At 42.0% G+C, this 12,919-nt stretch carries 14 protein-coding genes; 4 read left to right on the top strand and 10 right to left on the bottom strand.

From position 1 onward, the window contains the following. Position 1: 1 nt before the first annotated feature. The 7 genes from DW930_RS00820 to DW930_RS00790 form a co-directional block, all read right to left on the bottom strand. On the bottom strand, positions 2 to 1,057 hold the full coding sequence (locus DW930_RS00820) for an ABC transporter permease (protein WP_023023702.1): 1,056 nt from the start codon (positions 1,055 to 1,057) through the stop codon (positions 2 to 4). Next, the gene (locus DW930_RS00815; protein ID WP_120701815.1) at positions 1,050 to 2,582 is read right to left on the bottom strand and encodes an ABC transporter ATP-binding protein; all 1,533 of its coding nucleotides are present in this window, start codon (positions 2,580 to 2,582) and stop codon (positions 1,050 to 1,052) included. The genes DW930_RS00820 and DW930_RS00815 overlap by 8 nt, the downstream gene beginning before the upstream one ends. Positions 2,583 to 2,720: 138 nt before the next feature. Next, positions 2,721 to 3,776 (bottom strand): BMP family protein, encoded by a 1,056-nt coding sequence (locus DW930_RS00810; RefSeq protein ID WP_120701814.1) that lies wholly within the window; start codon positions 3,774 to 3,776, stop codon positions 2,721 to 2,723. A gap of 78 nt (positions 3,777 to 3,854) precedes the next feature. After that, positions 3,855 to 4,244 carry a cytidine deaminase gene (locus DW930_RS00805; protein WP_023027005.1) on the bottom strand — a complete coding sequence of 130 codons (390 nt, stop codon included), beginning with the start codon at positions 4,242 to 4,244 and terminating at the stop codon, positions 3,855 to 3,857. Next, on the bottom strand, positions 4,231 to 4,893 hold the full coding sequence (gene deoC, locus DW930_RS00800) for a deoxyribose-phosphate aldolase (RefSeq protein ID WP_023027006.1): 663 nt from the start codon (positions 4,891 to 4,893) through the stop codon (positions 4,231 to 4,233). Before deoC ends, DW930_RS00805 begins: the two co-directional genes overlap by 14 nt. Positions 4,894 to 4,915: 22 nt before the next feature. Continuing rightward, complete coding sequence (locus DW930_RS00795) at positions 4,916 to 6,193, bottom strand: pyrimidine-nucleoside phosphorylase (protein ID WP_023027007.1); 1,278 nt, start codon at positions 6,191 to 6,193, stop codon at positions 4,916 to 4,918. Next, complete coding sequence (locus DW930_RS00790) at positions 6,190 to 6,783, bottom strand: class I SAM-dependent methyltransferase (protein ID WP_023027008.1); 594 nt, start codon at positions 6,781 to 6,783, stop codon at positions 6,190 to 6,192. The genes DW930_RS00795 and DW930_RS00790 overlap by 4 nt, the downstream gene beginning before the upstream one ends. Positions 6,784 to 6,878: 95 nt before the next feature. On the opposite strand from DW930_RS00790, the gene coaA reads away from it, so the two are divergent. The 3 genes from coaA (at position 6,879) to DW930_RS00775 (ending at position 8,750) form a co-directional block, all read left to right on the top strand. Continuing rightward, positions 6,879 to 7,799, top strand: a complete 921-nt coding sequence (gene coaA / locus DW930_RS00785; RefSeq protein ID WP_117744419.1) for a type I pantothenate kinase — start codon at positions 6,879 to 6,881, stop codon at positions 7,797 to 7,799. A gap of 106 nt (positions 7,800 to 7,905) precedes the next feature. Further along, complete coding sequence (gene rpsT, locus DW930_RS00780) at positions 7,906 to 8,154, top strand: 30S ribosomal protein S20 (protein WP_023027010.1); 249 nt, start codon at positions 7,906 to 7,908, stop codon at positions 8,152 to 8,154. A gap of 65 nt (positions 8,155 to 8,219) precedes the next feature. After that, positions 8,220 to 8,750, top strand: a complete 531-nt coding sequence (locus DW930_RS00775; RefSeq protein ID WP_123159079.1) for a DNA topology modulation protein — start codon at positions 8,220 to 8,222, stop codon at positions 8,748 to 8,750. A gap of 24 nt (positions 8,751 to 8,774) precedes the next feature. Here DW930_RS00775 and DW930_RS00770 read toward each other — a convergent pair whose 3' ends face one another. Further along, positions 8,775 to 9,353, bottom strand: coding sequence for a TetR/AcrR family transcriptional regulator (locus tag DW930_RS00770; protein ID WP_023027012.1), 579 nt, complete (start codon positions 9,351 to 9,353; stop codon positions 8,775 to 8,777). 127 nt (positions 9,354 to 9,480) lie between these two features. Between DW930_RS00770 and DW930_RS00765 the strand changes: the two genes are divergently transcribed. Further along, positions 9,481 to 10,323: a DegV family protein gene (locus tag DW930_RS00765; protein WP_123159078.1), complete on the top strand. Its 843-nt coding sequence runs from the start codon at positions 9,481 to 9,483 to the stop codon at positions 10,321 to 10,323. A 198-nt stretch (positions 10,324 to 10,521) separates the two neighbouring features. Here DW930_RS00765 and DW930_RS00760 read toward each other — a convergent pair whose 3' ends face one another. Both DW930_RS00760 and DW930_RS00755 read right to left on the bottom strand, forming a co-directional pair. Continuing rightward, a complete protein-coding gene (locus DW930_RS00760) occupies positions 10,522 to 12,168 on the bottom strand; it encodes a hypothetical protein (RefSeq protein ID WP_123159077.1) in 1,647 nt (548 codons plus the stop codon). Continuing rightward, the gene (locus DW930_RS00755; RefSeq protein ID WP_023027015.1) at positions 12,158 to 12,901 is read right to left on the bottom strand and encodes an ABC transporter ATP-binding protein; all 744 of its coding nucleotides are present in this window, start codon (positions 12,899 to 12,901) and stop codon (positions 12,158 to 12,160) included. Before DW930_RS00755 ends, DW930_RS00760 begins: the two co-directional genes overlap by 11 nt. Positions 12,902 to 12,919 lie beyond the last annotated feature (18 nt).

Here is a 12,919-nt window from a genome sequence, read left to right as displayed (position 1 = left end):
CTTACTCTACTCCTTTCATTTGTTTTTTAGGCTTGATGTATTTTTCGATAATGTAATGAGCACTTACAAAGAAAATAATCGAAGCTGTCACAATATTGACAAGTTCTGGTGGAATGGTCGCTGTGGTCATACCTGGCGCACCTGTTTGCAAGGTTCCAAGCAAGAAGGCCGCAAAGACAATCCCAATAGGAGAATTGCTAGCAAGGAGGGCCACCGCCATCCCATTAAATCCAATAGCCAAGGAACCAGGTTGAACATAAATGTTCTGGAAGGTACCGATCCCTTCTACTGCTCCACCGATCCCACAGAGGGCACCTGAAATCACCATGGAAAGAATGATGATTCGTTTAGCTGACATCCCTGCATAATCTGAAGCATTCGGGTTAAGACCAACGGAACGGATTTCAAAACCAAGGGTTGTTTTCTTAATAATGAACCAAACTACTGCAACAGCAATCAAGGCGATAAAGATACCAATATTCATCCGTGACTTGGTTAATTCAGTCAGAAAACCTAGTCGATAACTTGCATTTGCCCCTACTGTGATACTAGATTCAGAATCGACCATGAACTTTTTAGGGAAGTTCCGGATGATTTCATTTCCAGCAAACAGGACGATGTAGTTCATCATAATGGTAACGATGACTTCACTCGTTCCCAAAAATGCTCGCAAGATACCTGGAATCAAACCAACGAAACCACCTGCAATTGCAGCCACAAGGACTGTTAAAGGAATCATTAAGATACGAGGGATATCTGGAAAAGATAAAGCGAACCATACTGCCGCAATCCACCCAGCCAAGGCCTGTCCTGGTAAGCCAACATTGAAAAATCCAGCTCGGCTAGCTACTGCAAATCCGAGAGCGATCAAAACCAGTGGTCCCATGGCGCGGAAAATTTCACCCACATTTTTAATAGAACCAAAAGCTGTCTTGAAGAGTTCTTCATAACCCCAAAGGGCATCATAACCAAAGATCCACATGATGATGGCTCCGAGGATGATTCCTAGGATTACAGAAATAAAAGGAATAGCAATTTGTCTTGTGTTTTTATTCATTTGAAGCCTCCTTGATTTCTCCACCAGCCATTAGAATACCAAGCTCTTGTTTGTTGGTCTCAGATGGCTTCACAATACCTTGGATTTTTCCATCATGAATAACAGCAATCCGGTCTGATAGGTTTAGAATTTCATCTAATTCGAAGCTGACAACGAGGACGGCTTTTCCTTTATCACGTTCACTAATCAAACGTTTATGGATGTACTCAATCGCACCAACGTCCAATCCACGTGTCGGTTGGCTAACGATTAACAAATCCGGATTACGATCAACTTCACGAGCAATAATAGCCTTTTGTTGATTTCCTCCTGATAGAGCACTTGCTGGAACAATCTCATTGGCTGCACGAACATCAAATTCTTCCATCAACTTGCGGGCATATGAATTAATTTGATTGTAATTCAAAACACCGTTTTTGCTAAGTGGTTCTTTGTAGTAAGTTTGAAGTGCGATGTTTTCAGAAAGCATCATTTCGAGAACAAGACCATCACGATGACGATCCTCAGGAACGTGGCTGACATTCATTTCAGTAATCTTACGTGGGGAAAGGCCAACAACTTCTTGTCCTTTAATTTTAATACTGCCTGATTTGACTTTCCGTAGTCCAGTAATAGCCTGAATCAATTCACTCTGACCATTACCATCAATCCCTGCAATCCCTACAATTTCGCCTGCACGAACATCAAGAGATAGTTCTTTGACTGCAGGAACTCCGCGGTTTTCATTCACGATCAAGTCAGAAATTTGAAGAACCACTTCTTTCGGTTGCGCTTCTTCCTTTTCCGTTACGAACGAAACTGAACGCCCAACCATCATCTCTGCCAAATCTTTATTGGTAGCACCTTCGATGCTAACGGTTTGAATGGATTTCCCACGACGAATAACTGTGACACGGTCCGCAACCGCACGAATTTCGTCCAGTTTGTGGGTGATGAGGATGATAGATTTCCCTTCTTTAACAAGGGCTTTCATGATATCCATCAACTCCAAAATTTCAGCAGGAGTTAGCACCGCTGTGGGCTCGTCGAAAATCAGAATATCAGCTCCGCGATAGAGTGTCTTCAAGATTTCTACACGTTGTTGAGCACCAACAGAAATATCTTCAACTTTTGCTGTAGGATCCACAGCCAAGCCGTAGCGTTCTGACAACTCAAGGATATCTGCATTAGCCTTTTTCAAATCTAATACACCTTTATTCGTTACTTCGCTACCAAGAATGATATTTTCTGCAACAGTGAAAGCTTCTACCAACATGAAGTGCTGGTGAACCATCCCGATCCCTAGAGAAGCAGCCTTTGAAGGAGAATCTAATTTTTCAGACTTCCCATTGACCACAATTTCTCCGCTCGTTGGTTCCAAAAGACCAGCCAACATATTCATCAGGGTTGATTTCCCAGCTCCATTTTCACCAAGAAGTGCATGAATTTCACCTTTACGCAATTCGAGGTTGATTTTGTCGTTTGCGACAAATTCACCAAAAATTTTGGTAATTTCACGCATCTCAATGACGTTTTCGTGTGCCATTCGAATATTCCTTTCTAGAAAACTATATTTTATTTCAGTAGGACCTGCTAAACAAGTTAGTAAGTTCTATTGAGACAAAATGTCTCAACACCTCGAAAAAAAGCGACCCAAGAAGGATGGATCGCTTCCCGAAGGTTCTTATTTCTCAGGTGCTTTTACGCTACCATCAATAATTTGTTTTTTAGCATCTTCTACTGCTTTTTTAGCATCTTCTGAAAGATTAGAAGTTGTCAAATCAACACCACCATCTTTCAAACCAAATGTAATCACTTTTCCACCTGGGAATTTACCGTCAGCAGTTTGAGTTGCGATTTCTTGAACAGTTTTACCAACTTGTTTCAAAGTAGAAGCCAATACGAAGTTAGATTCTTTACCATCTTTTGAAGTGTATTTACCTTCATCAACTTGGTCACGGTCTACACCAATAACCCAAACTTTTTCGCCTTCGTTTTTCTTCTCGTTCAAGTCTTTTGCTTCCTTGAAGACACCAGCTCCTGTACCACCAGCAGCTTGGTAAATAACGTCAGCTCCTGCAGCGTATTGTGTTGCTGCAATTGTTCTACCTTTTTCAGGGTTGTTGAAGTCTTCAGCATATTGTACATCAACTGAAATGTCTTTGTTTACAGACTTCACGCCTGCTTCAAATCCTTTTTCAAAACGAGTGATAACTTCACCACGTGCTCCACCGATGAAACCAACTTTGTTTGTCTTCGTAGTTTTGGCTGCAGCAACCCCTGCAAGATAAGCAGCTTCATTATCTGCAAAAACAGCAGATGCTACGTTCTTCTTATCACCAACAACAGAGTCAATGATAACATAGTTGATATCAGCATTTTCATCTGCAGCAGCAGTAACAGCTGGAGCAAGTTTGTAACCAACACCGTACACTAATTTGTAGCCGTTTGTAGCAGCTTGGCTGAAGTTATTCGCAAAATCTGCTTCACTTGTAGATTGGAAGTAAGTAAATCCGTTATCTTTAGAAAGACCATTTTCTTTACCCCAAGCTTGTAGACCTTCCCATGCAGATTGGTTAAATGATTTATCATCAACACCACCTGTGTCAGTAACGATAGCAGCTTTTAAATCAGTTTTTGCATCTGAAGAATCTTTGCGAGACGCACGATTTCCACATGCAGCAAGTCCGATTGCAGCGACAGTTACTAGACCTAGGCCTAACCATTGTTTCTTGTTCATTTCTGAACCTCCTAAATAAGATATGCAACTAAGTTGCGGATTAATATAAGGGTCAATAGACCGCCTTTACAGAAGTTACTAGGTAAGATCTGTAAAGGAATATGGAAGCAATTCCTTGACCGTCATCACGACCGTCGATTTATCTTTGGCTACCAAAGTAACCGGTAGGTCTGGCTCGAAAAATTCAGCCATCACCTGGCGACAAGCACCACAGGGTGAAACTGGTTTTTCAGTCTGACCATAAATAATTAATTCCTTAAATGAACGCTCTCCTTCTGAAACAGCCTTGAAGATAGCTGTTCGCTCACCACAATTGGTCAAGCCGAAGCTAGCATTTTCAACATTGACGCCTGTATAAAGCTTTCCATCATCTGTCACAAGGACAGCCCCGATTGGAAAATGAGAATAAGGTACATAAGCATTCTCACTTGTTTTTACAGCTAGGTCAATCAACTCAGTAGTCGCCATGGGCTACTTCTCCCTTCATAATGGCTACTCCAGAGGAAGTACCAATTCGGTTAGCACCCGCTTGGATCATAGCTTGAGCATCCTCATAGCTACGAGTCCCACCAGATGCTTTTACTCCCATATCAGGTCCCACAACCTGGCGCATGAGAGCCACATCCTCAACAGTTGCCCCACCAGTAGAAAATCCAGTCGAAGTTTTGACAAAGTCAGCTCCCGCCAATTTAGCGATCTGGCAAGCTACTACTTTTTCAGTTTCGGTCAATAAGCAGGTTTCGATGATCACTTTTACCAAGTGATCCCCACTTGCATCCACAACAGACTGAATATCCTCTTCTACTAACGTAAGGTTTTTGGATTTCAAGGCACCGATATTGATGACCATATCGATCTCATCGGCTCCATTTTGAATGGCATTTTGAGTTTCAAATGCTTTAACAGCTGGTGTGTTCGCGCCAAGAGGAAAACCAATCACTGTACACACTTTTACATCTGAATCCCGAAGTCCTTCAACTGCGAAGTTGACCCATGTTGGTTGCACACAAACACTCGCAAAATCATATTCTTTCGCTTCTTCGATCAAAGCCTCGATTTGTTCTTGCTGTGCATCCGGTTTTAATAGTGTGTGGTCTATGTATTTGTTTAATTTCATTAATGAATCTCCCCTAAACGAATTACGATACGATTTCAATAATTTCTGAAACGCTTACAACCTTGTCTAGTATTTTAACATTTTTTTGGAATTCTGCAATGTTTTTTTGACAAATTTCTAAGTTTGTATAAATAGTTGCAACAAGATCCCCTTTTTGAACAGGATCCCCGACTTTCTTAGCAAAAACAATCCCTGACTCATAGTCTAAAACATCTGATTTAACCGCTCTTCCAGCCCCCAGACGCATTGCGAAGAGTCCGTGTTCCATAGCAGGCAATGCTGCAATATAGCCATCCGCTTCTGCATAGACAGGTACTTGTTCTTTTACCTGAGCTGGACGGTATAGATCTTCCAAATCTCCACCTTGAGCAAGGACCATTTCCTCAAACTTCTTCAGAGCTTTGCCAGCTGTCAGATGTTGTTTGATTTCTTCCAAGCTAGCCGTCACCCCACCAAGCTCCAACATAATTTGAGCCAATTCGCAAATGAAGTGGGTCACGTCTTCTCTACCTTTGCCTTGAAGAATATCTAAGGCTTCAAGAATTTCCAAACGGTTCCCAATGCTGGTTCCCAAAGGCTGGCTCATATCCGTCAAGACAGCAATAGTCTTGCGACCGACAGCATTTCCAAGATCCACCATGGTGCGGGCCAGTTCACGCGCTTCTTCGATGGTCTTCATAAAGGCCCCTTCTCCAACGGTCACATCCAGAAGGATTGCATCTGCTCCAGCAGCAATCTTCTTACTCATAACGGAACTCGCAATCAAGGGAATCGTGTCAACTGTTGCCGTCACATCCCGAAGCGCATAGAGAAGCTTATCTGCTAGGACCAATTGGTCAGACTGTCCGATAACAGAAAGACCAATGTCTTGCACTTGTTTGATGAACTCTTCTTGGGTCCGCTCAATTTGGAATCCTTTGATAGATTCTAGTTTATCAATAGTCCCACCTGTATGTCCAAGGCCACGACCACTCATCTTGGCTACTGGGACACCAAAGCTAGCTACTAGAGGGGCCAGCACAATCGTTACTTTATCCCCTACACCACCTGTAGAGTGTTTATCCACCTTAATGCCTTTAATAGCAGAGAGGTCGAATTGCTCCCCGGTTTCCACCATCTTCATGGTCAAATCTGAGATTTCTTGAGTTGTCATTCCTTTGAAGTAAACCGCCATGGCAAAGGCAGCCATTTGATAGTCTGGGACTGTTCCAGCCACATAGCCTTCAATCAGCCAGTGAATTTCTTCTTTACTCAATTCAATGCCATCACGTTTTTTCTGAATGATATCTACAGCTCTCATGTGGTTTTCTCACTCCTTAAAATATAATAACCCTTGTCTTTTTTGAGGATTTCACAATTTCCAAAGACTTCTTCCATCTTTGCCTTCGCACTTGGAGCACCCTGTTTTTTCTGAATGACAATGGTTAAGTCTCCACCAGGATTCAAATGGTCAAAGCTTCCAGAAAGTACTTCATGAACCACCTTTTTCCCAGCCCGAATCGGAGGATTACTGATAATATGATCAAAACTTTCCTCAACCTGATCATAGACATTGGATTGGAATATCTTTGCTTCTACTTGATTGAAAGCCGCGTTTTTCCGTGCTAGATCAAGAGCACGTGTATTGACGTCTACCATAGTAGCATGAACTCCTTGGGTCTTAACCAAAGAAAGCCCAAGTGGACCATATCCGCAACCAACGTCCAAAACCGTCTCTCCTTGCTGAAAAGACAGACAAGACAAGAGGACCTGACTGCCAAAGTCGATCATTTTCTTACTAAAAACGCCAGCATCCGTCAAAAATTTCATCCGCTCTCCTAGAAGGACCACATGTAACTCGTGGATATCATGTTGAGCATCTGGATGTTCATCATAGTACATTTTACTCATATTAGCATTATAGCATAATTTAACCTATTTTTAAATCGTTTACAGAAAACAACAAAACTGTTATACTAAAGGTCACTATGGAGGAAAGGCTTGCAATGGATAAAGAATTTCTACACTTCGAAAAAATCAATCGACAAACTTGGCAAAATCTCCACCGAAAATCAACTCCTCCTCTATCTGAAGAGGAATTGAATTCCATCAAGAGTTTTAATGACCTCATTAGTTTACAAGATGTAACAGACATTTATTTACCCCTGACACACTTAATTCAAATCTACAAAAAAGCAAAAGAAGACTTAGCCTTCTCTAAAGGCATCTTCCTCCAACAGGAAAGCAAAAAACAGCCTTTTATGATTGGAATTTCAGGGTCTGTGGCTGTCGGCAAATCAACGACTAGCCGCCTTCTTCAAATCCTTCTTTCTCGGACCTTTTCCGGTTCTACAGTGGAGCTAGTGACGACAGATGGCTTCTTATATCCCAATGCGACTTTGATTGAACAAGACATTCTCAATCGCAAGGGCTTCCCTGAAAGTTATGATATGGAACTTCTCTTGGATTTCCTGAATGGGCTAAAAAATGGTCAGAGTTACCAGATTCCCGTCTATTCTCATGAGATTTATGATATCGTCCCTGACCAGAAGCAAACCATCCAAGCTGCAGACTTCATTATTGTTGAAGGGATCAATGTTTTTCAGAATCCTCAAAATGATCGCCTCTATATGACAGACTTCTTTGACTTCTCCATCTATGTAGATGCTGAGGTTGCCAATATTGAGTCCTGGTATATTGACCGCTTTAAAAAATTATTGGACCGTGCGAAGGATGATCCAAGCAACTACTACCATCGCTTTACCAAGCAACCAGAAGCTGAAGTCCTAGCTTTTGCTCATCAGGTATGGGAGTCTATCAACCTCTTAAATCTAAAAGACTACATCGAGCCCACCCGCAACCGTGCTGAACTGATCCTACACAAATCTGCCAACCATGAGATTGATGAAATCTACCTCAAGAGATAAGAGTTTGATAACAAAACCAACTCTAAGAGATAGCGTTTCGAAGAAAAATTAGTTTGGGCTTGTCAAAAGAAAAGTTTTCAGATATAATAAGAGAGTTAGAATATCATTGGAGGTGAAAAAATTGGCAAACATTAAATCAGCTATCAAACGCGCTGAATTGAACGTTAAACACAACGAAAAAAACTCAGCTCAAAAATCAGCTATGCGTACTGCAATCAAAGCTTTTGAAGCAAACCCATCTGAAGAACTTTACCGCGCTGCTAGCTCAGCTATCGATAAAGCAGAAACTAAAGGTTTGATCCACAAAAACAAAGCTAGCCGTGATAAAGCACGTCTTGCAGCGAAACTTGGTTAATCAAGAATTGCATACAAAATGAGCTCTCCGGAGCTTTTTTTGTTGCTTCCATATGAGGAGATACGATGAAAATTACGATTATCGGCTATTCTGGATCAGGAAAATCTACTCTTGCAAAGACCCTTGCTGATCACTATCAACTTTCACTGCTTCACCTAGACCGTCTGCAATTCCTTCTGAATTGGCAGGACAATGACCCTGACAAGATGGAGCAAGAAGTCCTTACTTTTTTAGATACCAAAGAAAACTGGGTCATTGATGGCAACTATGCTTGGTGCCAATACGAGCGCAGATTGGAAGAGTCCGACTGGATTATCTTCCTAAATTTCTCCCGTTGGAACTGCCTTTATCGGGCCTGGAAGCGGGCCCGTCACTTCCGAGGTCAAGTTAGAGACAGCATGGCAACTGGTTGCATTGAAAAGTTAGACTGGGAATTCATCCGCTGGGTTCTTTGGGATGGTCGCCAAGTCAGACAGGTCACACGCTATCAGACTGTCGGCCAAACCTATTCAGACAAATTCATCGCTCTCAAAAACCAAAAAGAACTAGACCGTTTCCTAAATAAAGTCAAAAATGACCTACTAGAGTCGAAATAATCACTCGATCTAGTAGATCATTTTTTATTTTCTTTTCTTTTGAGGAAACAAGGGAAGACCCAAGGAGGCCATCTTCTCCGCCGGCACCTTCATGCCATCCTTAATCCATTTAGCTAAGACAGAGACAATGGCTGAGCTGAGGAAGGAATTTAAATAACTAGCTGGTCCTTGTGATGATTTCTGAGTTTTACTTCTCTTTTCCAGAAATTCATAAACAGCCTTGGTGAGTAGTTTTTCAAAATTATAATCGACGGCTAAGCTGATAATGCGGGCTTCCTTTTTGGCCTCTTTAAAGAGATAAACCCAAATCTGGTACAAATCGGTCTTAAAATTATAACCCTCTAAAGACTGGGTAATTTTCGAAACAGTTGATTGGAAGATAGATTCCAGCAATTCTTCTTTTGACTCATAATTTCGGTAAAAAGCTGCTCGGGAAACCCCTGCTCTCTCCACTAACTCCGAAATGGTGATCTTTTTTAGGTCCTTTTTATCTAGCAATTGGAGCAATGAAATCTCCAGGGATTCCCGTGTAATGGCATTACTCTCTTGGTTGGAGCGTTTCAAATTTTCTAAGGATTTTTCTGATATCTTTCTTTCTGCCATAACACTTACTTTCTATCTGTATCATCCGAATGTATCTGCTTTCAGAGAAAGCAACTTCATGATATAATTGTAAAAAAAGACTAACTACTTGTCAATGTACAATTTTTTACATTTTGAGGTAATAAAAATGACATGGAAAATTATTGCAGATTCAGGCTGTGATTACCGTACTTATGAAAGCGCTGCACCAGATACAAGCTTTGTTTCAGTTCCCCTTACCATTCAGATTGGTGAGACCATCTATACAGACGACGCTAATCTGGATACAGACAAAATGATGGAAGATATGTATGCAACGACTACTGCTTCCAAATCAGCTTGTCCCAGTCCTGATGACTATATGAGAGCCTTCAAGGGAGCTGACAATATTATCGTTGTTACCATCACTGGTACTTTGTCTGGTAGCCACAATAGTGCTCAAGTCGCTAAAAAACTTTATCAAGAAGAACATCCGACTACCAATATCCATGTGATTGATAGTTTATCAGCTGGAGGTGAAGTGGATCTACTCGTTCGCAAACTCCATCAATTAATCGCCCAGGACCTTGACTTTGATCAAGTGGTCGAAGTCATCACCAAATACCAAGAGAAAACCAAACTAATCTTTGTCCTTGCTAAGGTCGATAATTTGGTCAAAAATGGTCGTCTCAATAAAATTATCGGGACTGTTGTTGGCCTCTTAAATATCCGTATGGTCGGTCAAGCCAGCGATACCGGGACCCTTGAGCTTCTCCATAAAGCCCGTGGCCAAAAGAAAGCTATTTCCACTACTTTTGAAGAAATGCTCAAAGCTGGCTATAAAGGGGGACATATCACCATTGCTCACCGTCGCAACGAAAAATTCGTAGAACAACTCTCTGCCTTGGTCCATGAAAAATTCGCCAATGCGGATATCGAAGTCCTTCCGACCTCTGGTCTATGTAGCTTCTATGCTGAAGAAGGCGGCCTCTTAATCGGCTATGAAATCTAAATCAACATAAATTCAAAAGAGGCTGGGACAAAAGTCCTAGCCTCTTAATTGTCTTTGGATTGTCGAGCAAGACGCAGTGGTTGAGTGGGCTCTACTACGCTGATTTCATCAACTTTTACAGCCCTACTCAACTGTGCGGAGGTGGGACGACGAAATCGAATTCTAACGAATGACCGATTTCTGTCCCACTCTCTATTTTTATTCACCAATTTCTTGGTTAAATTTGTAGAAAGTGCCTTTATAAATAAGGTAAGTCGCAAGAGCTCCTATACCAGCAATAAGAAGATAAATCACACTAGCAATCAGGGTGGTGAAAGCCACAGCGGATAGATAGAAAGTAAAGCCTATTAGGACTAGCATGACGATAATAAAGACGAATATCAACAATCCTCTCAAGGCAGCATTTCCTCTATTCCGGTTCATTAGATCCGTTACAGTCGACCAATTAGTCGTTAAGAGCTTGTAGTCTCGTCGAAAAGCGATCACACTCAAACTCAAACTGGTCAAAAACCAAATCAAAAGCATGGCTAGAAGAGAGAGGGGATGAACCCCAAAGTAACTGGACACCCCTACTAAGAGTACAATCGGCAAAGCTGACTGAACGGAAAAGAGAATCCAAAACTTCTTCAAACAATAGCGTTTAAAATCAATCGGAAGGGAACGAAGATAAGCGAAATTTTCCCGTTCCAAAGAAATCCCGATACTGGTCAGGCTTTCTACAGAGTTAAAGACTCCGATCATGAAAGCGATAAGAGATAAGGGAAGTAAATATTGGGGTGTGAGGTAGTTTTCAATCTGAAGGGAAGCTCGCGATGCCCCTAAAAACAAGCCAAATGTGAAAAGATACGGAAAGATCGCCATCATAAAGATAACCTGCGTCAGCAAGGTACCATCACTTAGAAGCCGTTTATGATAAGAAACGGTAAAGCGATGGAAGGCTTTCTGATCTCCCACCTTCATCTGACTCACCCGCTCCTTGACCGCATGGCTGGAAGAGACCTCAAGGGCAGCATCATAAAAATGAGGCAAGACCTGACTTTTGACCAGTAGAATGAGGACTGCTAAAACCAGAACCCAAGCCAACATCCCAAGCAGAGCACCTGAATCCAAAGGATTCAAGATAAAGGCATGAAAGACCTCTATCGGAGGAAAAATACTTGGTTGAGTAACCAAATCACCAGCCACCGAATGCTCTGACTGGAGCATATTGATATAGAGATAAGCTCCAATGGAAAGGAGACTACTCAAGCCAATGATGAGGTTTGATACCAAACTTGTGTGCTTCTTAAAGACAGCTGATTTGGTAATCAAGTGGGATAAGAACAAGGTGCCCAAGAAAAGGATGGAGAGGAGAATCATGGCACAAAGAAGGCCAAGAAAAAGCCCCACTAGGACATTTCCCCCTGCTTGGATAGGCAGAATGATAAAATAACTGACCATTGGAAGCAGGGCCATCAAGAGCACTAAGACCACCGAAATACTCTTTCCTGCAATCACTTCTGCATCCGAAAAAGCATAGGGACGGTAAAATTGCAAATCCTTACTCTCGTAAAAGACATTGTAAAAACTCATCAAGCCTTGGGAAATAGTCAATAGCCCAAAGAGCGTAATCATATTGACAAAGGGACCAGGGCTAGAGACGAAATCATTGGCACTTGAGAGAATCCCAAAAAGGAAAAGATAAAGGAGACCAATAAAAATATAGGTCCGAATGGACTGGGCGGAAACATTCACCTTCCTAGTCGGATTCTTTTCCTGCTTCTTACGAAATTTCGCTAATTGTGCGGGCTGAGTAGCATAGATGATGTTGACATCCACTAGGCGACGAACCATTTTAAGACGCATCTGGACTCACCTCTTCTCTTCGACCAGCCAGTCCAAGATAGATGGACTCTAGGCTTTGTTCTGGGTGTTGCCCCTTCAGTTCCTCAATGGTCCCATAAAAGATGAGGTTCCCCTTCTTCAGGATGGCAATCTTATCACAGAGTTGCTCTGCCACTTCGAGGACATGGGTTGAGAAGATGACGGTATTCCCCTTATCAGCATGTTCCCGCATCATCTGTTTCAGGTCGTAGGAGGCTTGTGGATCCAAACCAGTCATCGGCTCATCTAGAACCCAGATGTCTGGATCAGATAGGAGAGCTCCGATAACAAAGACCTTCTGGCGCATCCCATGAGAGAAAGACTCAATGACCTCATATCGATGACTTGTAAAGTCAAAAAGGTTGAGCAAATGTTCCAAACGCTCATCACATTCCTGCTGGCTCATATCATAGGAAGTGGCAACCAACTCCCAAAATTCATTGGCTGTCAAACGTAGAAAGAGATCTGGCGAATCGGCTACGTAACCAATTTTCTTTTTGATTTCTAATCGATTGCTGTAGAGATCCTTCCCATCGACTAGAATGCTGCCTGTCGTCGGTGTGATGACACTGACCAAGCTCTTAATGGTCGTTGATTTTCCGGCACCATTATGGCCAATCAAGCCGACAATTTGCCCATCTTCAATGGTCAAATTCAAGTGGTTCAAAGCCAGATGCCCATCGTAATCTTTTGTGACTCCTTGAAATTCAATCATAGATTCTCCCTCTTCTAT

This window comes from Streptococcus sp. AM43-2AT (genome assembly GCF_003603405.1).
Classification (GTDB): Bacteria; Bacillota; Bacilli; order Lactobacillales; family Streptococcaceae; genus Streptococcus; species Streptococcus ilei.
The sequence above is the reverse complement of the archived record's forward strand: the minus strand, read 5'-3'. Positions and strand labels throughout refer to the sequence as shown.